Origin of the sequence: Maribacter sp. (assembly GCA_020629415.1) — a bacterium.
In the GTDB taxonomy this organism is placed as follows: Bacteria; Bacteroidota; Bacteroidia; order Flavobacteriales; family Flavobacteriaceae; genus Maribacter; species Maribacter huludaoensis.
Genome location: JAHDDL010000003.1, coordinates 65535 through 91601, shown reverse-complemented (window position 1 = coordinate 91601; position 26067 = coordinate 65535). Strand labels below are relative to the sequence as shown.

At 36.6% G+C, this 26067-nt stretch carries 23 protein-coding genes and 1 pseudogene; 8 read left to right on the top strand and 16 right to left on the bottom strand.

The features are described from left to right. The 3 genes from QZ657_RS02485 to QZ657_RS02475 form a co-directional block, all read left to right on the top strand. Positions 1-818, top strand: an 818-nt coding sequence (locus QZ657_RS02485; RefSeq protein WP_291964764.1) for a DUF4407 domain-containing protein, incomplete at its 5' end; no start/stop codon positions are given. Positions 819-1434: 616 nt separating this feature from the next. After that, complete coding sequence (locus QZ657_RS02480; RefSeq protein ID WP_291964762.1) at positions 1435-6411, top strand: translocation/assembly module TamB domain-containing protein; 4977 nt, start codon at positions 1435-1437, stop codon at positions 6409-6411. A 46-nt stretch (positions 6412-6457) separates the two neighbouring features. Continuing rightward, a complete protein-coding gene (locus QZ657_RS02475) occupies positions 6458-8743 on the top strand; it encodes a BamA/TamA family outer membrane protein (RefSeq protein WP_291964759.1) in 2286 nt (761 codons plus the stop codon). Positions 8744-8746: 3 nt separating this feature from the next. Here QZ657_RS02475 and QZ657_RS02470 read toward each other — a convergent pair whose 3' ends face one another. The 8 genes from QZ657_RS02470 to QZ657_RS02435 all read right to left on the bottom strand — a co-directional run bounded on the left by QZ657_RS02470 (position 8747) and on the right by QZ657_RS02435 (position 14839). Further along, positions 8747-9748 carry a metal-dependent hydrolase gene (locus QZ657_RS02470; protein WP_291962624.1) on the bottom strand — a complete coding sequence of 334 codons (1002 nt, stop codon included), beginning with the start codon at positions 9746-9748 and terminating at the stop codon, positions 8747-8749. Between the two features lie 202 nt (positions 9749-9950). After that, positions 9951-11723 (bottom strand): MutS-related protein, encoded by a 1773-nt coding sequence (locus QZ657_RS02465; protein ID WP_291964757.1) that lies wholly within the window; start codon positions 11721-11723, stop codon positions 9951-9953. A gap of 66 nt (positions 11724-11789) precedes the next feature. Beyond that, entirely contained in the window at positions 11790-12143 is a 354-nt protein-coding gene (locus QZ657_RS02460; RefSeq protein WP_291964755.1) for an MmcQ/YjbR family DNA-binding protein, read from the bottom strand. A gap of 1 nt (position 12144) precedes the next feature. Next, positions 12145-12687, bottom strand: coding sequence for a GNAT family N-acetyltransferase (locus QZ657_RS02455; protein WP_291964753.1), 543 nt, complete (start codon positions 12685-12687; stop codon positions 12145-12147). 10 nt (positions 12688-12697) lie between these two features. Further along, positions 12698-13093, bottom strand: a complete 396-nt coding sequence (locus QZ657_RS02450) for a Dabb family protein (RefSeq protein WP_291964751.1) — start codon at positions 13091-13093, stop codon at positions 12698-12700. Between the two features lie 18 nt (positions 13094-13111). Continuing rightward, positions 13112-13738, bottom strand: a complete 627-nt coding sequence (locus tag QZ657_RS02445) for a DUF4230 domain-containing protein (RefSeq protein ID WP_058104019.1) — start codon at positions 13736-13738, stop codon at positions 13112-13114. After that, positions 13731-14090, bottom strand: a complete 360-nt coding sequence (locus QZ657_RS02440; protein WP_291964748.1) for a DUF4260 domain-containing protein — start codon at positions 14088-14090, stop codon at positions 13731-13733. The genes QZ657_RS02445 and QZ657_RS02440 overlap by 8 nt, the downstream gene beginning before the upstream one ends. 2 nt (positions 14091-14092) lie before the next feature. Beyond that, positions 14093-14839: a cyclase family protein gene (locus tag QZ657_RS02435; protein WP_291964746.1), complete on the bottom strand. Its 747-nt coding sequence runs from the start codon at positions 14837-14839 to the stop codon at positions 14093-14095. Between the two features lie 468 nt (positions 14840-15307). Between QZ657_RS02435 and QZ657_RS02430 the strand changes: the two genes are divergently transcribed. Both QZ657_RS02430 and QZ657_RS02425 read left to right on the top strand, forming a co-directional pair. Further along, a complete protein-coding gene (locus QZ657_RS02430; RefSeq protein ID WP_291964744.1) occupies positions 15308-15598 on the top strand; it encodes a GIY-YIG nuclease family protein in 291 nt (96 codons plus the stop codon). A gap of 214 nt (positions 15599-15812) precedes the next feature. Continuing rightward, entirely contained in the window at positions 15813-16103 is a 291-nt protein-coding gene (locus QZ657_RS02425; RefSeq protein ID WP_291964742.1) for a GIY-YIG nuclease family protein, read from the top strand. Positions 16104-16201: 98 nt separating this feature from the next. Here the strand turns inward: QZ657_RS02425 and hemW are convergent, their stop codons facing one another. The 6 genes and pseudogenes from hemW to QZ657_RS02395 all read right to left on the bottom strand — a co-directional run bounded on the left by hemW (position 16202) and on the right by QZ657_RS02395 (position 20909). Continuing rightward, complete coding sequence (gene hemW / locus QZ657_RS02420) at positions 16202-17335, bottom strand: radical SAM family heme chaperone HemW (RefSeq protein WP_291964740.1); 1134 nt, start codon at positions 17333-17335, stop codon at positions 16202-16204. 50 nt (positions 17336-17385) lie between these two features. Continuing rightward, positions 17386-17750, bottom strand: a pseudogene (locus QZ657_RS02415) (four helix bundle protein). Between the two features lie 64 nt (positions 17751-17814). Further along, positions 17815-18372 carry a crossover junction endodeoxyribonuclease RuvC gene (ruvC, locus tag QZ657_RS02410; protein ID WP_276471483.1) on the bottom strand — a complete coding sequence of 186 codons (558 nt, stop codon included), beginning with the start codon at positions 18370-18372 and terminating at the stop codon, positions 17815-17817. Positions 18373-18377: 5 nt separating this feature from the next. After that, complete coding sequence (locus QZ657_RS02405) at positions 18378-18854, bottom strand: hypothetical protein (protein ID WP_291964738.1); 477 nt, start codon at positions 18852-18854, stop codon at positions 18378-18380. A gap of 85 nt (positions 18855-18939) precedes the next feature. Further along, complete coding sequence (locus QZ657_RS02400) at positions 18940-20550, bottom strand: M56 family metallopeptidase (protein ID WP_291964736.1); 1611 nt, start codon at positions 20548-20550, stop codon at positions 18940-18942. Continuing rightward, positions 20547-20909, bottom strand: coding sequence for a BlaI/MecI/CopY family transcriptional regulator (locus QZ657_RS02395; RefSeq protein ID WP_291964735.1), 363 nt, complete (start codon positions 20907-20909; stop codon positions 20547-20549). The genes QZ657_RS02400 and QZ657_RS02395 overlap by 4 nt, the downstream gene beginning before the upstream one ends. Before the next feature lie 144 nt (positions 20910-21053). On the opposite strand from QZ657_RS02395, the gene QZ657_RS02390 reads away from it, so the two are divergent. Then, complete coding sequence (locus QZ657_RS02390) at positions 21054-21569, top strand: DUF456 domain-containing protein (RefSeq protein WP_291961311.1); 516 nt, start codon at positions 21054-21056, stop codon at positions 21567-21569. A gap of 8 nt (positions 21570-21577) precedes the next feature. Here QZ657_RS02390 and QZ657_RS02385 read toward each other — a convergent pair whose 3' ends face one another. Both QZ657_RS02385 and QZ657_RS02380 read right to left on the bottom strand, forming a co-directional pair. Then, complete coding sequence (locus QZ657_RS02385) at positions 21578-22135, bottom strand: nitroreductase (RefSeq protein ID WP_291964733.1); 558 nt, start codon at positions 22133-22135, stop codon at positions 21578-21580. A 158-nt stretch (positions 22136-22293) separates the two neighbouring features. Further along, complete coding sequence (locus tag QZ657_RS02380; protein WP_291964731.1) at positions 22294-23181, bottom strand: LysR family transcriptional regulator; 888 nt, start codon at positions 23179-23181, stop codon at positions 22294-22296. A gap of 84 nt (positions 23182-23265) precedes the next feature. Between QZ657_RS02380 and hutH the strand changes: the two genes are divergently transcribed. Then, complete coding sequence (hutH, locus tag QZ657_RS02375; protein ID WP_291964729.1) at positions 23266-24840, top strand: histidine ammonia-lyase; 1575 nt, start codon at positions 23266-23268, stop codon at positions 24838-24840. Positions 24841-24844: 4 nt separating this feature from the next. Beyond that, a partial coding sequence (hutI, locus tag QZ657_RS02370) for an imidazolonepropionase (RefSeq protein ID WP_291964727.1) occupies positions 24845-26067 on the top strand: 1223 nt, incomplete at its 3' end.

The following is a 26067-nucleotide window of genomic DNA, read 5'->3' as shown; positions in this document are numbered from 1 at the left end:
TACCACGAATAGTTCTTGCCGTTATCATTGCTATCGTAATTTCAAAACCTTTGGAAATGAAGATTTTTGAAAAAGAGATCAATCAAGTTTTATTAGAGCAAAAGAATGACCTTACCCTTGCCAATAAAGATCAACTTGCCCTACAGTTCACACCCGAGATAACACAGTTAAATAACGACATCACCAACTTAAAATCTGAAATAACCGAAAAAGAAAAAGAAACCAATGCCCTTTATGATATTTATATCAATGAAGCAGAAGGCACGGCCGGTACAAAGCTATTGGGCAAAGGACCTGTATATGCGGAGAAGCGGGAAAAACATGATGCCGCACTTGCTGAACTACAGGCATTAAAGACCACTAATGCAGAAAAAATTACAGATTTAGAAGCCCAAATAACGGCATTGAATACTGAATATGCAGACGTGGTGAAAAACTCACAACCTGTTATTGATGGTTTCGACGGATTAATGGCAAGAATTACGGCTCTAGATGAATTGCCATGGATGCCATCATTTTTTATATTTCTACTGTTCTTAGCTATTGAAACTTCGCCCATAATTGCAAAATTAATGGCTCCAAAAGGTGAGTACGACATTAAATTGGAAGAAGAAGAAAGTGTATTAGCTTCATGGGTTGCCCAAAAGTTGGCACAACGTAAACTAATAGTTGCTACAGATGGTGAAATCAATCAAAAAATTTATGAAGATTTAAAGGGCGAAGAAGAGCTATACGGATACAAAAAGAAAAAAGCGGAAGAATTACTACGCTTACAGGCAGATAGTTTCCATAATGTTCAAACCAAAGGATTAAAATAGGAAAAGACCAATATCTCTATTGGCCTTCATTGATTTGGGGGAACTACCTGAACAACTTTTTCACACGACTGCAGCCTCTAAAATTAATTCTGAACCCGTAACATTATAGGAACAAATTTCAAAAATTTCTTCCTCGGTGACAGTTTCAAAATAACCGAAGCACTTTTTTGTGTGAATTAGTTTTTTCATTTGTTTGAGTACTAGTAATTTTTTGAGTTAGTCAATAATTACACTCCAAAGGTACCTCATCAATGCAGCTTAAATCGTTGATAATTGCCAGAGTAAAACAAAGTGTAGACCAATGGACCTAAAGTGTAGATGAACTAATTTTATTTTACTTAATTTCATCAATCATTAGCCAAGATAAATTCATCCCATATGTTTTATGGATAATCTTATTAGTAAATAAGCTAATTTTATATACTGGTAAACTTAACTTTGTCCAGTAATGGCATCACTTAAAGAAACCAAGAAGAAGAAAAGAAGGTTTTACAACCTTATGATCATCATAGTCCTACTAATTATAATTGCTACAGGTTTTATGGCACAGCTGGAATCGTAACATGTTCTAGTTTAAAGATTGAATGACTGTATTCAATATTATATTGTTTTCCTTATGGCCAACGAAAATCTGAAATTCAAAAAATATCTAAAGCGCATTGGAAAAATTCTCCTTGGGCTAATTTTGCTATTTTTTGTTTTGGTCCTGATAGTACGGACACCTTGGGCACAAAATGCCATTGTATCTAAGGTTACCAGCTATATATCTAGCAAAACACATACTAAAGTAGAAGTTGGTAAATTGTACATTACCTTTTCTGGTGATATACAAATAGAAGGTGTTTATCTAGAAGATGTTAAGGGAGATACCTTATTCTATTCAAAATCGTTACAAGCGGACATTCCAATATACCCTGCCATTTTTAAAAATGAAATTTCAATTGATGATGTTATATCTAAAGGTGTTGTTGCCAAAATAAATAGGGAGAACAACCCAGATGTTTTCAACTTTACGTTCTTAATAGATGCACTGACTACTACGACAGATACGACTGCTACTAGTAGTGACCCCATGAATTTAAATGTTGGCAGCTTAGATATCACTGATTGGAAATTGAATTATTCCGATGCCTATCTTGGAACAGATATCAACCTTATACTTGGTCAATTAGATATTGACGTATCGGAATTCGACTTGAATTCCATGAAATTCTCTTTGGATGATTTTAAGTTGAGCAATACTCAACTCCAGTACGTTCAATCTCATGAATTCCCAATAACCGAAGACACCACAAGTACAGTTCTACCACGTATTAAAGTGGAAGATTTTAATGTAAATAACGTAGATATTACCTACAACAGTCAGCCAGGCGGTTTACAGACCCAGTTAAAACTTGGTACCATTGAACTTACAGAAATACTGGCAGATGTATCCAAAAATAGATATGAGACAGATGACCTTGTTCTTCATGATTCACAAATAGATATAAAACTAAGGAGTGAAGATACTGAAATAACTACCACCAATACAGCTGAATTTGAATGGCCGGAATTCATCATTGCAGCTAACGATATAGACCTTGCCCAGAACACATTCAGTTATTCCATAAATGGCAACCAGCAAAGCACGGAAAGCTTCAACACCAATGCATTTAAAATTGAGCAGTTACAACTACTTTCCAAAAATTTAGAATATCGCCCAGAGCAGTTCAATTTAGATGTTTCTAAATTCTCCTTCTCAGAACCTAGCGGTATACATTTAAATCAATTGGCCTTTAAAGCTGGCTTAAACAATACAAAGGCATCACTGTCAGATGTCGTTTTTCAAATAAACAATAGTTCTGCAAATGCAGATATTAATGTACAGTTCAATTCGTTGAAAGATGCATTGGAAAATCCTGAAAAAAGTACCCTAACCGCAAACATTGCCGATCTAAATTTAGAGCTTGGCGACCTCTTAAAAATTCAACCGGAGCTTGCCCAAAATCAATATCTAGATTCCTTATCAAAACATCCTTTTACCGGTCATTTAAAGGCAAGAGGAAACCTAAGAAAAGTTGATGACCTCAGTACAGAAATACAATGGGGAACAGACACACATCTTGTGGCAAAAGGCAGTATTGAAAATCTTACCCAAACAGATTCACTTTTTTATAATTTGAACAATCTTAGCTTTAAAAGCAATAAAACCGCTATAGACAAATTAATATCCTCCAAGGAATTAGGAATTTCTATACCTAAAACCATTGTAGCCGAAGGCAGCTTATCTGGTGGAACTAGCTGGGTAAAACCAAACATGGCCCTAAAAATTCCAGAAGGGAATGCAAGTATAAATGCCCTTGTTGACTTTGGGGAAATCATGAAATTTGATGGTACCGTTTCTATAGACAGTCTTCAACTAGGGCAACTGTTACAGAACGATCAGTTAGGTGAAATTTCATTGCAAATAAATGCTAATGGCTCTGGTAACGAAACAAGCAATTTAGATGCCAACATAACCGGTAACATTTCGCAATTTCAATACGGCGGTTACAGTTATAAGGCGATTGATATTGACGGTATTCTAAATAATGGCAAGGGTAACATATCCGCAAATATCAACGACCCCAATTTGAATATGGATGCAGGTGCAACTTTGCTTCTTACATCCAATGACAATGATATTCAATTTACTTCAAATATTATTGGGGCAGATTTAAAAGAGCTTGGACTTACAAAGGAAAACATTAAAGTTGCCACTAATATAAATGGTGATTATACCGGCACGCCATCCAATTTTACGATTAACACCGTTATTGATGATGGTATTGCCGTAGCGGATAACGAGCAATATCAAGTGTCAACCATCATTCTAAAGGCACATGTTGAAGATACCATAACCGACGTTTCCGTACAAAGTAATTTCTTGAACGGTCAGTTGGCATCCAATGCATCGCCTAGTCGTATTACCAACGCATTAAAAAAACAATTGGAACACTATTTCTCAACAGACGACACCGTCTATGAGGTCGAAGATACTATTGAAGCAAAACTGGCGATTGCCATAATACCAACACCGGTATTGTCTAAAGTATTTTTTAACGGAGTAGAAGATTTAGATTCCTTGAATATAGATGCCAGTTTTAATTCTAAAAAGAGAAAAATTTCCGCTCAAGTGAAAGTACCGCACATATCGTATGCCGGTAGTTCTGTAGATAGTTTAAATGCCTATGTAAAAGGAGATTCTGTAGACCTGAAATTTTCTGCAGGCCTTGCAGATTTAATTTACGAACCCATTCATCTTAAACAAACCTATTTAGAAGGTAGCTTAAAGAATAAAGAATTATTACTTGATTTCAATTCAAAAAATGACACGGTACAGGTCATGCACATAGCATCTGGTCTAGTATTCCAAAAAGATACTTTAAAACTCCATATTGATCCAGAAGATTTAATCCTTAATAAAAAGCAATGGGAAATTCCAGAGGATAATTCTATAGTGATCAGTGAATCATTTTCAGATTTTGAAAAAGTAATCTTTACTCGAAATTCTCAAAAGATGGAGATATCCAATACATTTCCAAAGATGGATACGGAACATATTGGAATCCTGTTCGAGAATTTTCAGTTACAGACATTTCTCAGTTTTTTCAATCCTGATGAAGCCTTGGCAAAAGGTAAGGTAGAAGGCGATTTTGTAATTATTAATCCCTACACCGCGTCTGGGCTTGTTGCCAATTTAGATATCAAAGATTTTCAGGTACTTCAAAATCCGTTAGGCACCCTTACCCTAGATGCAACTTCCAAATCGTTATCAGAATATGACTTTGACCTCGCCCTAAAAGACGGTGGTGCAAAGCTTAATTTGACCGGAGATTATACCGCAAAACAAAATACCGCCTACCTGAATATGGAACTGGATATTCAAAAGCTGGAAGCCAGTATAATAGAAGGATTCTCTAACGAACAATTGACGAATGCAAAGGGTTATCTAGACGGAAGCTTATTGGTAAAGGGTACCCTGGCAGAACCAAAATACTCGGGCAGAATAAACTTTAATGAATTTAGCTTAGCTTTGGCGGCCTATAAGTCTACGTTTACCATAGATGATCAATTCATAGATATTGATCAAGACGAAGTAAGCTTTAATTCCTTTGCCATAGAGGACATTAATCAAGGTACATTGACTATAGATGGTACGGTTTACACAGAGAGTTTTGTCAACCCAAGTTTTGACCTAACGGTGAAAACAGATCAATTTAGAGTGTTAGATTCCAAAAAAGGAGATGATGAATTGGTCTATGGAATTGCAAGTATAAAAGCAGATGTAAAAGTACAGGGAGATTTAGAACTACCCGTTATAGATGGCAGGTTACGCATTCGCGATATTACCGATCTAACTTATGTTGTACCTCAAGACCAATTGGACATTCAGGAGCGAGACGGTGTTGTCATTTTTGTAAACAGGGAAAACCCTGATGCCATACTTACAAGATCAGATGAAGAAACTACGAATTCTTTCTTTGCCGGCATGGATATCAATACGGTTCTAGAAATAGGGAACGAGGCTAAATTCACCATTGTACTTGATGAAAAAACCCAAGACAAGTTGCAGGCATCCGGTAACGCTACATTGAATTTGAACATAGATCCAAATCAAGACATAAGACTATCGGGCAGACTAGAATTGAATTCGGGCTTTTACAGAACCAGTTTATACAACTTGGTAAGCCGCGAATTTCAATTACAAAAAGGTAGCAGTATTGTATGGAGCGGTGACCCATTCGATGCCAAAATGGACGTAACCGCTATTTATGAAATAGAGACATCTGCTTCTTCATTAATGTCTTCCATTAGTTACGGAACGGACAGCAGTGTTTCTGACTCCTATGCACAGTCTACACCATTCTTGGTATATTTAAACATAGATGGGCAGCTTATGCAACCAGAACTCTCCTTTGCCCTGGACATGCCAGAAAATGCGCAGGGTAACTTTGGTGGTGCCGTGTACAGTCGTATTCAACAATTGAACGAGCAAGAATCCGAATTGAACAAACAGGTCTTCTCGCTCTTGGCACTTAACCGTTTTTATCCTACCACAGGAAGTGATGGTAGTAGTGGTGGCGCTGTAACTATAGCCCGAAACAACGTAAACAAAGTTCTTTCTAACGAACTTACTTCCATTTCCAATAAATTATTGGGCAATACAGGTTTTGAGCTCGGTTTTGACTTGGACAGTTTTGAGGATTACGAAAGCGGAAGCGCCCAAAGTCGTACCCAATTGAATATCAATGCCAGCAAAAGACTATTTAACGATCGGTTGATCGTTACCGCAGGCAGCGCAGTAGATGTTGAAGGAAGTGCATATTCCAGCGAAAGTGAAACACCATTGATCGGTAACGTAACCTTGGAGTACCTATTGAGTGAAGAAGGCACGTACAGACTAAAGGGGTTTAGAAAACAAGAGTATCAAAATATTATTGACGGTCAACTTATAGTAACGGGTTTAGCTTTTATCTTTAATCGCGAGTTCAACAAATTCAGTCAATTGTTCAGTCCGCTGAAAAAAGAGAATAAACCGTCTAAAAAAGACACGAACAAAAAAGAAGAATAACGGTACATTGAAAACGAACAATTGCACATATAGAACTTTAATTTGTTTGGCATTTTTGCTGATATATTCATGCGGCATTGAAAAATATATTCCTGAAGGAGAGCAACTGTACACCGGTGCCGAGCTTGAGTTACTTTCCGAAGGTGAGATACATGACAGTAAAGAGGTAAAGGCCGAATTATTAAACCTTATTGAACCTAACCCGAATACCACATTTTTAGGCATGAAGCCTGCCCTATTTTTTCATTACAAGGCGCAGCGAGAAAAACCAGGGTTTCTATATAAATTTCTGAATAAATCTTTTGGGGAAGAACCGGTATATTTTTCTGAAGTAAATACAGACCGGGTAGAAGAATTGATTTTAAACCGCTTGGACAACAATGGATTCTTCTATAGCAAATCATCTTCTGAAGTAGTCAACAACGACAAATTCGCTTCGGTCAATTATACGGCCAGTATGCCGCAGCCCTATGTTTTGGAAAACTATCATCTTGAATCTGACTCATTGCCCATTTATAAAGAAATAGAAAAAATGCTCCCGGAAACCTCTTTGGCAAAGGGAGATAGATTTGATTTAGATTTACTGAAGGCCGAAAGAGCAAGATTAAACAATGGATTAAAACAAAAAGGGTTTTACAACAGTCAAGAAAATCTACTCATTTTTGAGGCAGATACCAATCAATATAAAAACAGAAAATTTGACCTTTTTCTTAGACTAAAAAAAGATGTTCCAGCGCGGGCATCAATTCCGTACACTATTGATTCCATTACCGTTTACCCCAATTACACCATTGAAGGTGACACACTGCCCTTAACTAAAGAAAATGTAACCCAAATAGACAGTATTGATTTTGTACAGAATGAGCTATACTTTAAACCAAAGCTTTTAGAATCCTATCTATTATTCAATGAGGGTGACCTATACAATGCCGATGTTTCCAAACAAACAAGCAATAGGTTATCTGCATTGGGCAGTTACAAATATGTAAACATACAATACACGGAACTGGATACTACGGCTACCGATGGTAATGGCGGTTCATTGGCAGCAAGCATTTATTTAGCACCATTGACCAAACGCTCCATTAGGGCAGAAATACAGGCTGTATCAAAATCTAACGGATTCACCGGTCCCGGTATTCTTCTAAGCCATACCAACAGAAATGTGTTCAACGGTGGTGAAACCTTTAGTGTTTCTGCCAATTTTAGTTATGAATCGCAATTATCAAGCGGCAGTAATTCCAGTTTAAGCAGTATAGCAGGTGGTATAAGTGCCGACCTAGTAATACCCAGGTCCATACCGTTTTCACCCAGTAGGTTTCAGTATGCCGTACCTAAAACAAAAATATCTTTAGGTTACGATTTTTTACAGCGTAGCCAATTGTTTACCTTAAGTTCTGTAAATGCATCTTTTGGCTATACATGGCAAGAAAACCAATATGTATACCACACCCTAGACCCCATCAGTATAAACTACTCAAGGCTATCAAATGTAACCGATGAGTTTCAGGCAATTTTAGACGACAATGAATATTTGAGTCAAAGTTTTGAGCAGCGTTTTATAGCAGGACTGCTCTATAGCTTTACCTATGACGAAGTATCCAAGCTTAGCAAAGAGGCTCCTATTTACTTTTCAACCAACTTTGATATTGCCGGTAATATGCTAAATCTTATTAGCGGTGGTTCAGAAACTATTTTTGGCTCTACATACGCCCAATATGCAAAAGCCGATGCAGATTTAAGACTGTACCTACGTTGGAAAAAGGAGCGCACTTTGGTATCCCGTATTTATGCAGGTTGGGGCGTTCCATACGGCAATAGTTCAACATTACCCTTTGTTAAACAGTTTTATTCCGGCGGTCCATATAGCGTTAGAGCGTTTAACATCCGTTCTTTAGGACCCGGTAATTTTAATGCGGAAACAGAAAATGCCACTACCGATTATTTTGACCAATCCGGTAACCTTAAGCTAGAAGCTAATGTAGAATATCGTTTTCCACTTTTTTCCTATTTAAAAGGCGCTTTTTTTGTTGATGCAGGTAATGTGTGGCTGACCGGTGACTACTCTGAACTAGAAGAAGACCAACTGAACAGCAGTTTTTCCGAAACACTTTTTACAGATGGTAAATTTGAAAAAGACTGGCTTACCGAGGTTGCTGCGGGAGTAGGGTTTGGTTTACGATTAGATGTTCAAAATTTTGTTATCCGCCTTGATGTTGCGTCTCCATTAAGAATTCCGTACGAAGCTAAAAACGAGCGATGGAACGTACCTTTCTTTGGAAATGCCGATAATAACATGACCTTAAACTTTGCTATTGGCTATCCTTTTTAACACCTAATTTCCCCACATACGCTTCCAAAGGGCAGTCATCAGTCGTTTTGCATCCCGTTTAAATTTAGGTCTTTCTTCTACAATAAGATCTTCCCCATTGGGCACCAGTTTATAACTGAAGGCAAATTGGGTTTCGTTTTCATCTAAACTTATGAGTCCAAATCTTAAATCATTGAAATAAAGGTCCCCTTCTCTTTCGGTAATCGTATACCAACCATCTGTAATTTTAATAAGTCGTACTATCTTATCATTATCCGCCCATTTACCCAACAGTTCATGATTCTTTGGGAATGCAGAAAATGAAACATCCTTAGTATCAAAAAAAGAATAATCCCCCATTAAATACGCATCTTCAGTATCTATATTCGCCATCCATAATACCGTATTCAATGGCGCCGGGCGTGTATTCATATCACTGTAAACAATACCTTGTTCCATTAAGGCATCCTCAAATCTTTGAAAAGCGATTCCTTTTAAAACAAGGGTAAATAGCAAATATGCTGTACTAATAACAAGCCCTAAGTGAACATATTTTTGACGTTTAACGGAAGTTCTTTTTTTGAATATTGCCATAATCAAAAAAATGATAAAAGGAACAGTGTATAACGGGTCTATTACAAAAATGCTTTGAAATGCCAACCGCGTTTTAAAGGGCCAGAACAATTGTGTTCCCCAAGTCGTAAAAGCATCTAATAATGGGTGAGTGAACAATCCCCAGAACATTAACCATGACCATTCTCTCCAGATAGCAGATTCTTTCCTGTTTATCTTCCAGACCAACCACCCGAACACAGGAGCAAAAAGCACAGAAAAGAATATGGAGTGACTAAAACCCCTATGCCATTCCGTTGCTGTAACCGTATCAAGAAAATAACGCGTAATAACATCTAAATCTGGAATGGTACCGGCAATAGCTCCATACAACATTGCCTTATTACCCACTTTTTTACCAAGTACGGCTTCACCAACGGCTGCCCCTAGTACTATTTGCGTTAATGAATCCATAAGTCCACTAGTCCCCAAAGGGGGAATTAAAATTCAAGTTCAAACTCAAAATACAAATTCAAATTCAAGCGCAAACATTTTTTGTTGTTGGTTGTTACTGACAATAGAATATCTGAAATATATGCGCTTCCTATTATTATACAAACAACTAATTTAATTCTATTTTGAGCTTGTGTTTGTTTTTAGTATTTGTATTTAAAAATTACTCAATAATACCCATCTTTTTTAACAGGAAAGAAGCGTTCATATTCTGGCAAATACCATCTTTGAACGTGTAATCAAAATGCAATTCGTTATCTATGATTTCAGCATCAAAATAATGGTTTTTAACCGCATTATATTCATTGGCGACTTCACATAGACTAAGGTCGTGAGTGGCTATAATCCCTGTAGATTTACTCTTAACCAAGCGTTCCACAAACTTTCGTGATCCTAATGCCTTATCAGTACTATTGGTTCCTTTTAAGATTTCATCCAGTACAATAAAGTAACGGTCAACTTGTATTTCATCTACTATATATCGTAATCGTTTTAACTCAGAAAAGAAATAAGACTCATCATCTGTCAATGAGTCTGTAGTACGCATGCTCGTTATTAATTTTATAGGGGAATAACTGACCTCTTGGGCACATACGGGCAAACCAACATTAGCCATCATAATCTGCAAGGATACCGTTCTCAAGAACGTACTCTTACCAGCCATATTAGCACCAGTAATAATAAAGAACTCTCCGCCCGCTATAGTAATATCATTCAGTATACTTTTCTTGGGATCTAACAACGGGTGACCTGCATTCTTAGATTTCAAAACCACTCGGTCATTAGTGATGGATGGGTAGGTGAACTTGGGGTGATTAAAAGCGAAATTGCCTAAACTGTTATAGGCATCAAAAAATGCGATGGTATTGAACCAGGTTTCTACACTTTTACCATGCTCTTCGATCCATTTTTCTACTGCCAGACAATCGGTCAATGAACGAAGGAAAAATCCATTTGCAAATATTAAGTACAGTAAGTTATTATTACGATCTAGATTACTCAACAGTGAAGCAAATTTCATTAACACCTTAGAATTCTGTTCGCCATTACTTAGAATATTCGCCTTCTGTTGCTTTAATAAATTTGATGTGAATTCAGTCTCTTCAATCATAGCCAATAGCTGATTGTACTGATCAAAGGTAGACTTCATTTTTGAGGCACTTTGACCTAAATTGGTCACTTTTTTAGTGAACAAACCAACAATGACCATTCCTAAAACCAGCCATGTTATCAACACTGATTCTGGTAGATAATCCAAAAAGTACGCTATGAATATAGTGACTGAAATAATAGAAAATACGGAAGGAATAAATTTCATCGCCTTTGGTACAAAGGGCTTATAGCTCTTTAACCAAGAGGCGATAGTATGTGTAGAAGTTTCTGTTTTCGTCAATGCTGCCATGGCTGAAAACTCTTGCCTCCAATCTACTTTCTCCGCTATCTCGGCAATAGCTTCTTGTTTTTCCTTTATCTCATTTATAGAATTTTCCTTATAGATATCTGCTAACAACAAGCTACCCTCGGCAAGTTTTGTTCTGTTTGAAATTTGATAAAATGAACCTTCGCCAAAAAGATCAATATCTTGACTGAAATAATGAATATCGTCAGCATATTCCTTTCCGTTGGGAAGGTTAGAATAATCCCTATTCAACACCTGTAACTCTACCGCATTAATTTCCTTTAATGCCTCTAATTTTGATTTTTGCTGTTTAAGATTCGTGTATTTGCTTACCAGATACAAGAACAACGGTATACCCACACACAATACACCAATGACATATTTGGCATCTACAGATGCGAAATATATGGCAACAATGGTCCCAAGAAATATTAGTAAACGAAGTATACTGAACGTAAATAACTGTTTATTCAGTGCCTCGATCTGTTTTTCAAAACCGTTTACTTTAGTGGTATAAAACTCTTGTAAATTATTCATTCAAATAAACCTATAAAAAAGGTAAAGATAACCTTAGAAAATGGTTTCTATAAATGGAAAGTAGTATTAAAGTACTTCAAGCTCCGCCTTAACCTTTTTGGTCAGTTTAGAAACTACCAAATTGTACGAATGGTCAATAAGCTCTTTTGTTAAGTCTTTAGAGATGCTATCAAGGTAGACCGTATTCCAATGTTTTTTGCTCATGTGCCAGCCTTCTATAATACCATCATGTTCTTCACGAAGTTCTATAGCCCTATCAGGATCACATTTTAGGTTAATACGCAAAGGCACATGATCCAAACCACATAAGGCGAACATCTTGCCCATTACTTTGAATACCAGGGTAACCTCATCAAAAGGAAAGGATTCTGTAACACCCTTTTTCGCGATGCAGTACTCCCGGTATTCTTCAATATTCATTTTATGATTTTTTGGCTTTTACATTTTCTAAAAACGCTGAGGCATTTTGCCAATAATATCTGATCTTTAAAAAAGTCTTATCTCCAATATCATTAGACTCAACAGTTTCCATAGCAACGCCATCTATTTTTTCATAATAGGAAATCGCAGCGGCGTTGGTATCTAAAACCCATAGGTAAAAACCATTTTCACTATTCCGCGTTAGGATTTCTTCCGCTAAAGCGGCCATTAATTTTGTACCTACACCTTTTCCTTGAGTATGTAAGCCTACATGCAAATTATCCAGTAAGGTACCGTATTGGGCATCATGATTGAAATAGGCACACAAAAATCCCAAAAACTCGCCATCTTCCTCCGCTATAACAACAAATTGATCATCTGACGGATTTTCAAAGCGCTTTTTCCATTCAATCAATCTATTATCGAATGCCTGATAATCTAAAAAATGATCACTAAAGGAGTCTCTATAATTTTGCTGCCAGCTTACGGAATGTAACGTTGCAATGGTCTCAACATCAACTTTAGTAGCCTTTCTAAAAACCATAATATCGATCTTAGATTCCTGTAGAATCGTAAACGATAACCTTAGACCATAGCTTTTCCGACTCTTCTATAAACAGTTTATGAGGAGCCTCATCTTGATAGGCTTGTTGAGATTCCGCAGAATCAAAACTTACGATCAATGAATAGGTAAAAGAACCATCTACTACATTTCTACTAGCCTTTGGAGGAGTGCCAATAAATTTTGTCTTCGCATAACCAGAGTTATCTAAAAATTTACGCAAAGAAGTTTCAAAAGCGGTTCTGTCTGCTTGATTATCAGGATTTTTCAACCAAAAAAATACAGTATGGGAAAAATTAGCATCAAATTCTGTCATTTTATCATCATTTTGACCAAAAGTTACAGTGGTCATTAGTGTTAGTACAAGGATACAAATTACGTTTTTCATTTTAAAATTCATTTTTAATTACTGTTTTTCTTCTAATAGTTCTATTTGTTTTTGTGGAATTTTTAGGGCCGTATAATCAAGTGTCCACCCAATAGTTTCCACAATTTTTTCCATGATCAAAACGGTTTGCAAGGCTTCTTTTCTGGCCGTATCCATCAATCCGCTTTCCGGTATTTTCTCTCTAATGTGACTCTTGGCTTCTGCGTTCAACTTTGTAAGATCATCAGGAGCAAAAAAGTTGAAAAATCCGCTTTTAATATCATAAAACTCCAATTCTGGTTCAATACTCAATACTTCTGGTTGAGGAAAATTATCAAGAATAATTGTTTTTTTACCCTCATCTGCATGCATTAGTATTTTACTTAGATCATAACCAATATGGGCCTTCGCTTTTATAACAACAAGTGCTTTCTTTTTACTGCTTACCAAACTCATGAAATCCTTTACATTTTCATATTTGTAGATTTCGGCAAATTCGCCTTCTACAGAGATCAATTTGCAAACGCTTTTCATTTTTTCTAACAACACGGTAGATTGGTGTGTTGTTATCTCTTTACTTTTCTTGCCCTTAAAAAAATTAAAGAGCCAATACATACCAATGGCCCCTAGAACCAGACCTAGAATCGTATCAAAAATATTATCCATTTTTATTTCCTATTTCGCCTAAATGCGTAAACTTAAACCCTTTATCGTATTTAAGTCCGTAACCAAAGATACGGTCCATAGCCGTATGTATAAAAAGAATTGCACCTATTAATTGAACAATGGGTAGCATAAAGTAAATACCCACAAAATACAAAAGCACGGCAAAACCCCTGTGATGAAATAGGTTATAGGACATTGCCCCAATTTTAGCACCCAATAAATAACCTAACATAGAAACATCTGGAGTAAGTATCAAAACCGGCAACCACCACCATTGATAACCTAATAGACCAAACATAAAAATACCAAGAACCATTAAGGAGAGTTCCTCTAATTTCAGTAGATTTTTCATAATCATTCAATTTTATAAAGCACAGGTCTGCTTGGGCTGGCATCATTTTCAAAAGGTGCTACCTGTAGATTTAAAAAGTATGAACCGTCAACAATCGATTCCGGAACATAAATAAATTCTGTAATCGTTGCGTTTAATCTTACTTCCCCATTAAGATTCCAAAAGGCCTTGTGTGCCAAAAGAGCACCGTTGTCCTTTTCTTTATCTACAGAAGGTAAATCTATTAGTAAATGTTCAACACCATGTTCTCTCAAAAACACCATGGCATCTTCTAAAATGTATGGCGGATTGGTATTGGAATACTGTCGGTTTAATTTCATAGCTGTATTGGGCAAAGTTCTTATCACCAATGCGCCAGGAGTTGTTCCACCTAAGGCTTTTTGTAACTGTTCTTTAGTAATGACCAAATCTTGGTTTTCTTTTGAAGGTGAAATAGTAATGACCTCAGCCAGAAAGAAAAACTGTTGTAAATATTTGTTTACAGATTGATGTTCTCTTGATATATGCCCTACACATTCAGTATGCGTACCATGCGAATGCGGATTAAACCAAATATCATAAAAGTTAGTACTGGCACCTGCAGGAATACTACCAACAAAATCCTTATCCCGATACGGTTCTATTTTGGGAGCATCAATATACCATGCGTTGACATTATCCTTTTTATTGGTTATGGCAATAGAAATATCCAATGGTTTAGTCAGGTCAATTTGATATTGGTTAGCATTGTGGGTAATGGTAGTTTTCATTTTAATTATGCTCAAATTACAAGGTTGTTTTGAGATAAGAAATTTACGACTTTTTGTGCGGTTATGATTAAAGCATATAGATCAGATAAGTATTCGCGTTCCGGACCCGTTCTCGATACAATTTTTCATTTCCGTTTTACTCCAATAAAAAATCACTCGAACTGACAGTACATTTTACTTTTACCTTTACAAACGGATTATTTCAAGCACCAATGTCACTTCAAATAAATTTACGAGGCACAAGAAAATTTGTATCGAGAAGCTAGCGTGTTCGAATATCCGTTGTCGATACAATTTTATTTTCCCGTTTTACTCCAATAAAAAATCACTCGAACTGACAGTTCGTTTTATTTCAACCATTACAAACAGTTTATTTCTAATACTCATGTCACTTCGAGTGAATTTCGAGGCACGAGGAAATTTGTATCGAGAACTTTTTTGTTACTATCTAAATCGTATATTGAAAATGTGATTACTTACTATGTTTATATATTAGAATGTGCTGACAACAGCTTTTATACCGGAATAACTTCTAATCTAACTCAAAGATTAGAATCTCATCAATCTGGAAAATATAAAGATAGTTACACAAGTAAGAGAAGACCTGTAAATCTTGTTTATTATTGTGAATTCACTGATCCTAATTTGGCGATAGAGATGGAAAAACGAATAAAAAAATGGTCCAAAGCGAAAAAGAAAGCCTTGATTGCTGGAGGACATGAAAAATTACCGAATCTTTCGAAAAAGAAATTTTGGTAAAACGAGAGACCTTCATGTTCCAAACCTGTTCTCGATACAATTTTTCATTTCCGTTTTACTCCAATAAAAAATCACTCGAACTGACAGTACGTTATACTTCAACCTTTACAATCGGATTATTTCAAGCACCAATGTCACTTCGAGTGAATTTCGAGGCACGAGTAAATTTGTATCGAGAACTTTTTTGCTACTATCTAAATCGTATATTGAAAATGTGTTAACTTACTATGTATATATATTAGAATGTGCTGACAGAAGCTTTTATACCGGAATAACTTCTAACCTAACTCAAAGGCTAGAATCTCATCAATCTGGAAAATATAAAGATAGTTACACAAGTAAGAGAAGACCTGTAAATCTTGTTTATTATTGTGAATTCACTGATCCTAATTTGGCTATAGAGACCGAAAAACGAATAAAAAAATGGTCTAAAGCGAAGAAGAAAGCCTTGATTACTGGAGAACATGAAAAATTACCGAATCTTGCGAAAAAGAAATTTCGGTAAAACGAGAGACCTTTATGTTCCAAACCTGTTCTCGATACAATTTTTCATTTCCGTTTCTCTTCAATGAAAAATCACTCGAACTGACAATACGTTTTATACTATTTCAAATTCACCATAAACAGATCTGCCGCAATACCATCGGCTAAAAACATGCCTTTTTTAGTGGTTTTCAAGATGTCACCATCCACGAACAGCAAGTGTTCTTCTATAAATTTATCAGCTTGTAGTAGAACGTACTCTTTGTATTTAGGTCCAAATTCGGTTGAAATTCTAGATAAGGAAACTCCCCATATAGTACGCAAGCCCGTCATAACATACTCGTTATACTTATCGGTCGAAGAAAGTACCTCAACCTCCATGGGTACTATGTTCTGTGCTATGGATTTTATGTATTTGGGGTTGTTATTGATATTCCACCCACGTTGCACACCGTCAAAAGAATGTGCGGACGGACCAACACCTATGTACTTTTTCTGTTGCCAGTAAGCAGAATTGTTTTGGGAGTAATAACCGGGTTTCCCAAAGTTGGAGATTTCGTAGCAATCAAATCCTTCTGACAATAAGGTTTCATTCAATACGTTGAAATGCTCTTGAGTTTCTTCGTCGGTAGCGGGCGTAATCAATCCGTCTTCAACAAATTTAGCCAATGCCGTTTTTGGCTCAACCGTTAAGGCATAACTTGAAATATGAGGAATACCGAAACTTAGTGCTTTAACAATATTTTGTTTCCACCGATCTAAGGTCATATTAGGCATTCCGTAAATAAGGTCAATTGAAATATTATCGAAATGTGCGCTTGCCAATTGCAAACACTTTTCAGCTTCCAGAGCGTTATGCGCACGGTTCATCAACTTTAAATCCTCCTCAAAAAAAGATTGAATGCCAATACTCAATCTATTAATTGGGCTAGCTGCCAGTTGTAGTATTTTCTCTTCGGATAAATCATCAGGATTTGCCTCTAAGGTAATTTCCGGACGGTCCACAACATCATAATGTTTACCAACCGCCGCAATCAGTTGTTCAATCTCTTCCGTCTCTAAAACCGTAGGTGTACCACCACCAAAATAAATAGTAGCTACCTGTTCACCTGAAAACTCGGCTTTGCGCAATGCCAGCTCTTTACACAATGCCTTCACCATTGCTTCTTTCTTCCCCATTGTAGTAGAAAAATGAAAATCGCAATAATGGCAAGCCTGCTTGCAAAATGGGATGTGGATGTAGATTCCGGACATAGTTTCAGTATTCAGTATCAGTATCAGTTAGCAGTGCCAGTTTTCAGTTCTTATTCTGAACCAAATTTACTTGGGTTATTAATCATATAATTTAAAAGCCTACCTACTTCTTCACTATCACTTATTAAATCATTAAACACTTTTTGTTCAATATACTCACACTTTAATGCAAACTCTAACCATGTTTGTGTTTCCGAATTCTCAGCGTCACTATCGATTAACTTACTTACAAAATGTTTAGGATAACTTCTTTTTCGATATGTTCTGCAATATTAGCGCTTACACTTCTAGACGAACGTCTAATTTGGTCAGTCAAAGAATATTTCTCCTCTTTAGGAAACTTTTTTGAAACATGAAATATCTTCATGGCAAGCGCAAAAGACTTCTTATAAGCCAATAAATCTTGAAATTGCATACATTGTTTTTACATATTACTGCCACTGCTAACTGATACTGGCACTGGCACTGCTAACTGGAAACTACTTTTTCACTCTTTTCTCATTCTGCTTCACGAATGCATCCCAACCAGAGTAGCTTTTACCTACCACATCAACTCTTCCTTGGTTGTAAAAATGACAAACGGCAGCAGCTAATCCGTCAGTGCTGTCAAGGTTTTTAGGGAGTGTTTTAAGTTTTAATACACTTTGTAACATTCTTGCCACTTGTTCTTTACTGGCGTTACCATTACCGGTAACCGCCATTTTAATTTTTTTTGGCAAATATTCTGTAATTGGTATTTGACGTGATAAGCCTGCAGCCATAGCAACACCTTGTGCTCTACCAAGCTTTAACATAGACTGTACATTCTTGCCAAAGAAAGGAGCTTCAATTGCAATTTCATCTGGGTGATAGGTATCGATCAGTTCTATAGTACGTTCAAAAATGAGTTTCAATTTCGTGTAAGGGTCGCTATATTTCTGAAGAAGCAATTCGTTCATTTGAATAAATTCCATCTTTTTGCCCACTACTCTAATGAGTCCAAAACCCATTATTGTCGTTCCAGGGTCAATACCCAATATAATTTTCTCGTTCGCCAATATGCTTAATTTGTATTTAGTTGAACGGGAATACGGTATTTGGTATTTACCGGAATTCCTCTTTTTAAAGCGGGTGCAAGTTTAGGAAGATTCTTTAAGCTTTGCGTAATAACACCATCAAATTCTGGCATTTGATCTAAAACTAATTCATTCTTATAAATATCGGCAACTCTTATTTTACCCAAGGTATCAATAACAAAAATAACCTCAACAGTTTCACTTTCCTTATCGGTCAAAGTAAATTCAAAATCATTTAAGGTTTCTTGAAAATGGGAGATCAAGGTTTCTTCAAAGCAAATTTTCTGCTGATCTTTAGTAACCGCTTCATCACAAGTGTAAAAGAACGGATATGAATCTACACTGTTCCAATCTATATGTCGTAATTCTTCATCAATAAGTTCTTGCGTTCTTTTTTGTTTAGACTCAAAGAACGAACATGAACTTATTAAAATTAACACAAGAAAATAGATAACTCGTTTCATTTCACCTGTTCTACTGGTGAAATTACGATTTTTTTGAGGAGTTATTTCAACAATTAAAACCTACTATAAAATATTATCTTTAGACTCACTGCAACTTAAACTGTACAGGAATTGAATAAGGTACATTAACGGCCTTCCCTGATTGCTTTCCCGGAGTCATCTGTGGTAGCCTTTTAATGATTCGCTCCACCTCATCTTCCAATAGCTTATCCGGACCACGCATTTTAATATTTTCAATAGTACCTTCTGAAGAAATCACAAACATAGTATATACTCGCCCCTCTATATTGGCAACTTGTGCTGCTTGCGGATAGTTAAAATACTTACTAATATGTTGCTGCATATTCTCATTAAAGCAAGCACGCTTATCGTCTGCATCTTCACAACCCGGAAAGATTGGAACTTCATCAACTTCTGAAAATGAAAACTCAGAAGAACTTAGGTAATCCAATTTAAAAACAACAGGAATTGAAAAAGGTACATTAACTGCTTTACCGAGATGCTTCCCTGGGGTCATCTTTGGTAACCTTTTTATTATGCGTTCCACCTCATTTTCCAGAAGCTTATCCGTACCACGCATTTTAATATTTTCAATAGTACCTTCTGAAGAAATCATAAACATCGTATTTACCCTACCTTCAATATTGGCATCTTGTGCAGCTTGAGGATAGTTAAAATGCTTGCTGATGTGTTTTTGAATTTTCTCATTAAAACAAGCGCGCTTATCGTCTGCATCTTCACAGCCAGGAAAGATTGGAACTTCATCAACTTCGGCGAAAGCAAAATTTTGACTGGATTTTAAGCTAGTACTATCAATAGTATCCTTATCATCTAATTTAGGTTCCATTTCACAACTAGTATATAGAAGCATTCCTAACACCATTGGCACTAATAGTAAATACTTCAACTGCCAAACTTTTTTTGATTTTGATTTTTGTAACATGACGATTCGTTTTTTGATTAATGATTTTGTAAAAAATTGATTGATGAATGATATATGTTCGGTCTGAAAAACCTGAGCTAACAACTGCTCATAATGATCCGTTTTATGTTCTTTTGATACTTGAGCATCGGCAATAAATTCATGTAATTCTGAAATACGATTTTGATATACGTACACCAGCGGATTAAACCAGCCTATAACTCGCATAAACTCAAAGAACAACAAATCGTACGTGTGCCCTTGTTTTATATGTACCAATTCATGGGCAATTATGGTATCGTGTTTCATTTTCAACACCTTGTCTCCAATAAAAATCGATGTAAAGAATGAAAAAGCTATGTTGCTATTTGCGATTATAATTTGGGTAAATGATGGAAAAACAACCCTCTTTCCGCTCCTTCTTAAAAGGTATAATTGTCTAATTTTTAACCAGAATAGGAACAAAGCCACTAACATTCCGCCATAAAGAATATCTTCTTGCCAAGTAATATTCCAGCCCGATGATTCTTGAACCTGCGCTACAACAGCTTCATTTTGCAATTTCCATAAATACTCAGGATATGGAGCAAATGTTTGTGGAACCTGTTGCTTAAAAGCTTCAATTTTTACCCAAGGCAGAATTAAAGACAATGCAAACGTTCCTAACAGATATAACCTGTTCCACTGAAAAAAGGTTTCCTTCTTCAAGTAAAAATCATAAACAACCAAGAAAAGAAGTTGAAAGGCAATGCACTCCAAAATATACTGTATCATGGTTTTTCCTTTTTAATTTCATTTAGTACCGATTCCAATTCAGACAGGCTCATATCGTTCTTCTTCATAAAAAATGACACCATACTTTTAAAAGAACCTTGAAAATAACCGTCTACCAATTTATTGATGGACTGATTACTGTAATCTGATTTCTGCACCAATGGAAAATACAAATAGCCTTTGCCCAGTTGTTCATGATCAACAAAACCCTTGCTCTCCAGTATTCTTACAATGGTTGAAACGGTATTGTAAGCGGGTTTTGGTTCCGGTAATTTTTCAATGATCGATGCTACGTTACATTTCTGCAAGTCCCACAATACGATCATTACTTCCTCCTCTGCTTTCGTCAATTGTTTCATTCAACTAATCTTTTAGTTCTATGGTCAAATATAACTAAATATTTAGTTTAAACTAATTTTATAGTTGAAAAATTTTATTTTGATTACCGTTCATGTAACAAATGCACCCTATATTAGTCTTATAGGCAACACTAATTATTTACAATGGATATTTTTTTATTAGTTCTTGGGTTTGTTTTAATGCTCGTAGGCATTCTGGGCAGTTTTTTACCTGTACTACCAGGACCACCAATTAGTTGGGTAGGTCTACTTTTACTCTACTCTACTAGCGCTATAGCCATGAACTGGACCTTCTTGGGCATTACCTTGGCGATTGCATTAATCGTTTTTGGGTTAGATTATGTGATACCAGCCATGGGCACCAAAAAATTTGGAGGTACAAAAGCTGGTGTTATTGGTACTACCATAGGTTTATTGGTTGCCTTATTTTTCCCAGTTCTAGGACCTTTCGGAATTATTATCTGGCCCTTTGTAGGTGCCTTGGTAGGAGAGTTATTAAATAAAGCGGATAAAAAAACCGCTACGAAAGCGGCTTTTGGTTCTTTTCTAGGTTTTTTAACGGGGACATTTTTGAAATTTATGGTCGCTATTGTCTATCTAGGACTCTTCATTTCAAAAGCCTGGGAGCATAGTAACACCCTATTTCCTTACTTTAACTAATGGAGTAATTACTCCGATATCCATTCGGTTTTAGTTGCAATAGGTTCGCGTTTACCGTCGGTCAATTCGCCATCGAAATTACCCATATAGAAAAATCCTAGACATTTTTCACCATTGGCTAAGCTTAAAAACTCGCCCATGTGTTTTATGAGTCCCGGTGAAGACCAGTACGATCCTATACCCATATCTGTACACTGCAACCACATATTCTGAACTGCCATAGCTACTGCAGCTACCTCTTCCCATTCCGGAATCGATTCATTAGGATCTCTTTGCATGCAAATTGCAATAATTGCGCCCGCCATTTTAGGGTTCTCTTGCAATTTCTTAATCTTCATTGCCTTTGGCTTAGGATCAAGCTCTTCATATTTTTTAGATAAGAAATTACCTAGCCTACCTTTTGCTTCCCCCTGAATCACCTTAAATCGCCAAGGCTCTGTACATTTATGGTTTGGCGCCCAGTTCGCAGCTTCTAACACCTTCTCTATATCTGCTCTCTCAATAGGCGTACCATTATATTGTACCGGAAATACCGATCGTCTCTTCTTTATTGTATCTAATATCATAATGTTCGTTGTTCGTTTGTTCGCTGCACGCAATACGTTAAGCGCATCACGCTCTATTTTCTCTATTCTATTTTCTCTTTTCTCAAAAAAGTAAAATTAACTTTTCAAATGACCACTCACTGTTAGATAAGTATTAAAGTTTACTCGATAGTGTCACTCTATCCTTCCAATAGCAACTCCATACAATTCTTAAGAACAGGGTTGGTATGTTCCTTTTTCCAAATGACGGACAAATTAGCTCTTTGGGGTATCTCCTTCAACTCAATAAACTTTACCCGCATTTGAAAACCATTTTGTAAAGATGTGGGTACAATAGCTATGCCCATTTCATTCTCTACCAATTTAAATATGGTATGCGCGTGAACAGATTTATGAGAAATTTTTGGAGCAAATCCCGCATCTTTACAGATACTGATAATAGTATCATAATACAACGGACTATAAGCCTGACTAAATAATATAAAATCTTCATTCGCAAATCGTTCCATACCATCAAACTCCCTGGTCAACATAGGATATCTTTCTGGCAATACCAGAGAAAAAGTATCGGTAAATACCGTTTTCATTTCCAATGTACTGGGCACCCTACTTACACGGACAAAACCCATATCTAACTTATCCTTTAAAACCGCATCTACCTGGGCAAAATTAGAAAGCTCTTCTAAAGATGTTTTTACTTTTGGATAATTATCTTTTATCCGTAAAAGCATTTTTGGAATTACCTGTTGCATAGCAGATCCCAAAAAACCTATCCGTAACTCGCCACTATCACCATCTCCTACCAATTTCAATTGACGCTCTACTTTTTCCATGTGGCTGAATATGTATTCAACCTCTTTTTTTAAATAGTGCCCCGCAGGTGTTAAACCCACTTTTTTCTTGTTTCTTTCAAACAATTGGGTTTCAAGAATTTCTTCCATTTGCTTTATTTGCCTGCTGAGACCGGGTTGGGAAATAAATAATTTTTCCGCGGCCTTTCTAAAGTGTAATTCTTGGGCTACCGCTAAGAAATACGTTAGGTGCCGCAATTCTATTTGATTACTCATAGTTATGAATTGATGATAAAATTGATATTACCAAGTATTAAAAATAGGTATTAATTTTAATAAAATTCTTGAAAAGCAAAAGCTATGGGTAAACAGACCTTTAAATTAGGAGAAGATTGGCTTACGGCGGGCAAAGCCATGCAGATCGTAAACAATGAATATGCGGTAACACTTTCCAGAACTACAGAACAAAAAATAGCCGATAGCTGGAAAATAGTTCAAAACATTGTAGATAAAGGTCATCCAGTATACGGCATAAATACTGGCTTTGGTCCGCTCTGTACGACCAAAATATCAAAGTCCGAAACCAATATTCTACAGACCAACATACTTCAAAGTCATAGCGTTGGTGTTGGTGAACCCGTAGACAATGACATCGCTAAACTAATGCTGATCCTTAAAGCCCAGTCACTGGCCAAGGGATATTCGGGAATAGCAATAGAAACCTTAAACCGTATAATCTGGCACATTGAAAATGATGCCACACCTGTGGTCCCCTCCCAAGGATCTGTTGGTGCTTCTGGGGATCTAGCTCCGTTATCCCATTTATTTTTACCATTAATTGGTTTAGGTAAAGTGCAATACCAAGGTGAAATAATTTCAACAGCATCACTTTTCAAAAAAACAGGGTTAGCATCTATTACCTTAGGACCAAAAGAAGGGTTGGCACTTATAAACGGTACTCAATTTATAGCGGCACATGCCGTAAAAGTGGTAGTACAATTACATGCTATATTAGCTCAGGCAGATGTTATTGGCGCTATGATGATAGAAGGTCTACAAGGGTCAGTAAAACCATTTTACAATGAACTACATGCGTTACGCCCATTTAAAGGAAATGTCCATGTTGCAAAAAGGGTTAACAAATTACTGAAGGGTTCAGAAATTATGGAAGCCCATGTAGATTGCGAAAAAGTACAAGACCCCTACTCCATTCGCTGTATACCACAAGTTCACGGTGCCTCAAGAACAGCATGGTTACATCTAAAAGAATTATTGGAAGTAGAATTAAATTCGGTTACGGACAACCCTGTAATTATCAATGAAGAATTGACCATAAGCGGTGGTAATTTTCATGGTCAGCCTCTAGCAATGGCATTGGATTATGCATGTTTGGCCGCATCGGAAATTGGTAATATTTCAGACCGTCGAATTTATCTTGCACTGGAAGGTAATAGTCCCGGTGTACCCAAATTGCTCATGAACGATACAGGTATCAATTCCGGATATATGATCTTACAATACACCACTGCGGCTTTGGCAAGTGAAAACAAAGGACTATGTTTTCCGTCGAGCGCGGATAGTATTCCTACTTCACTTGGTCAAGAAGACCATGTTAGCATGGGCTCCATTGGCGGTAGAAAAGCATTGCAGGTAATTGGTAATGTTGAAAAAATATTGGCTATTGAGTTATTGACAGCCGCCCAAGCTTTTGAATTTAGAAAACCATTGAAATCGGGTATTTATTTAGAAGAGGTTCATAATGCCGTTCGTGAGCGTGTTGCCTTTGCCAGTAAAGACCGTGTATTTGCAGATGATATTGAAAAAGGTATTGCAATGATCAAGGATCGGACAATACTAAACGTTATAGACCGCATACAAGCAGAACATAACATATCTTTAAAAACAAAACACTCAGAAGAGTTCGAAAATTACTAGTTGCATGACACAGAGAACACTCATAGGTCCGTTTAAACAGATTATTCCCATGGCGGGGCTAAAACTAAAAGGCGCCATTTTAGACAATGAACTAAACGTCATTGATGATGGCGGTATGGTAATAGAAAATGAACAGATTTTGGCAATAGGCAATTTTGAAGATTTAAAATTGAAATTCCCAGAAATAGCTATTCATCAACTAAAAGGAAATCATGTTTGCTTACCCGGTTTTATAGATGCTCATACCCACATTTGCTTTGGCGGATCACGCGCTAAAGATTATGCCATGCGAAATGCCGGAAAATCATACTTAGAAATCGCAAATGCAGGTGGTGGTATTTGGGATACCGTTACCCAAACCAGAAAAGCAAGTATGGAAGAATTGACCAAAAACACCATAAAAAGAGCCAATCGTCATTTAAAAAACGGTACCACAACGCTAGAAGTTAAAAGTGGCTACGGATTAACAGTAGATGAAGAATTGAAAATGCTCCGCGCTATTAAAGAAGCCGATAAAGTGGCATTGCCTGAATTAATAACTACATGTCTTGCCGCGCATATGTTACCCAAAGATTTTGAGGGAGCCGAAACAGCGTACTTAAAAATGATCAGCGAAGAGTTATTCCCAGTTCTTAAAAAAGAAAATCTAACAAATAGAATTGACGCTTTTATAGAACAGAGCGCTTTTTCTTCGGAAGATATAAAAGCATATTTCTTGAAAGCGAAGGACCTGAATTTTGACATCACCGTACATGCAGACCAGTTTTCAACTAGTGGAAGCAAAGTAGCGGTAGATTATAATGCCATTAGCGCGGATCATCTTGAAGCTAGTACGGACAACGAAATTGATCTTTTGGCAAACAGTAATACCATAGCCGTAGCCTTACCAGGTGCTTCAATAGGACTTGGATGCAATTTTACGCCCGCAAGAAAATTATTAGATGCCGGTGCAGCACTTGCCATAGCCAGTGACCACAACCCAGGTTCTGCCCCTATGGGCGATTTATTGACCCAAGCCAGTATATTGGGAACTTTTGAAAAATTGACCAATGCCGAAGTCTTGGCAGGAATCACTTTTAGAGCCGCAGCCGCTTTAAAATTAGAAGACCGCGGTAAATTGGAAGTAGGACATTTAGCTGACCTGGCCGTTTTTCATTCGGATAATTATCAAGATATTCTTTATAACCAAGGAAATTTAAAGCCCTGTATGATATGGAAAAATGGGGT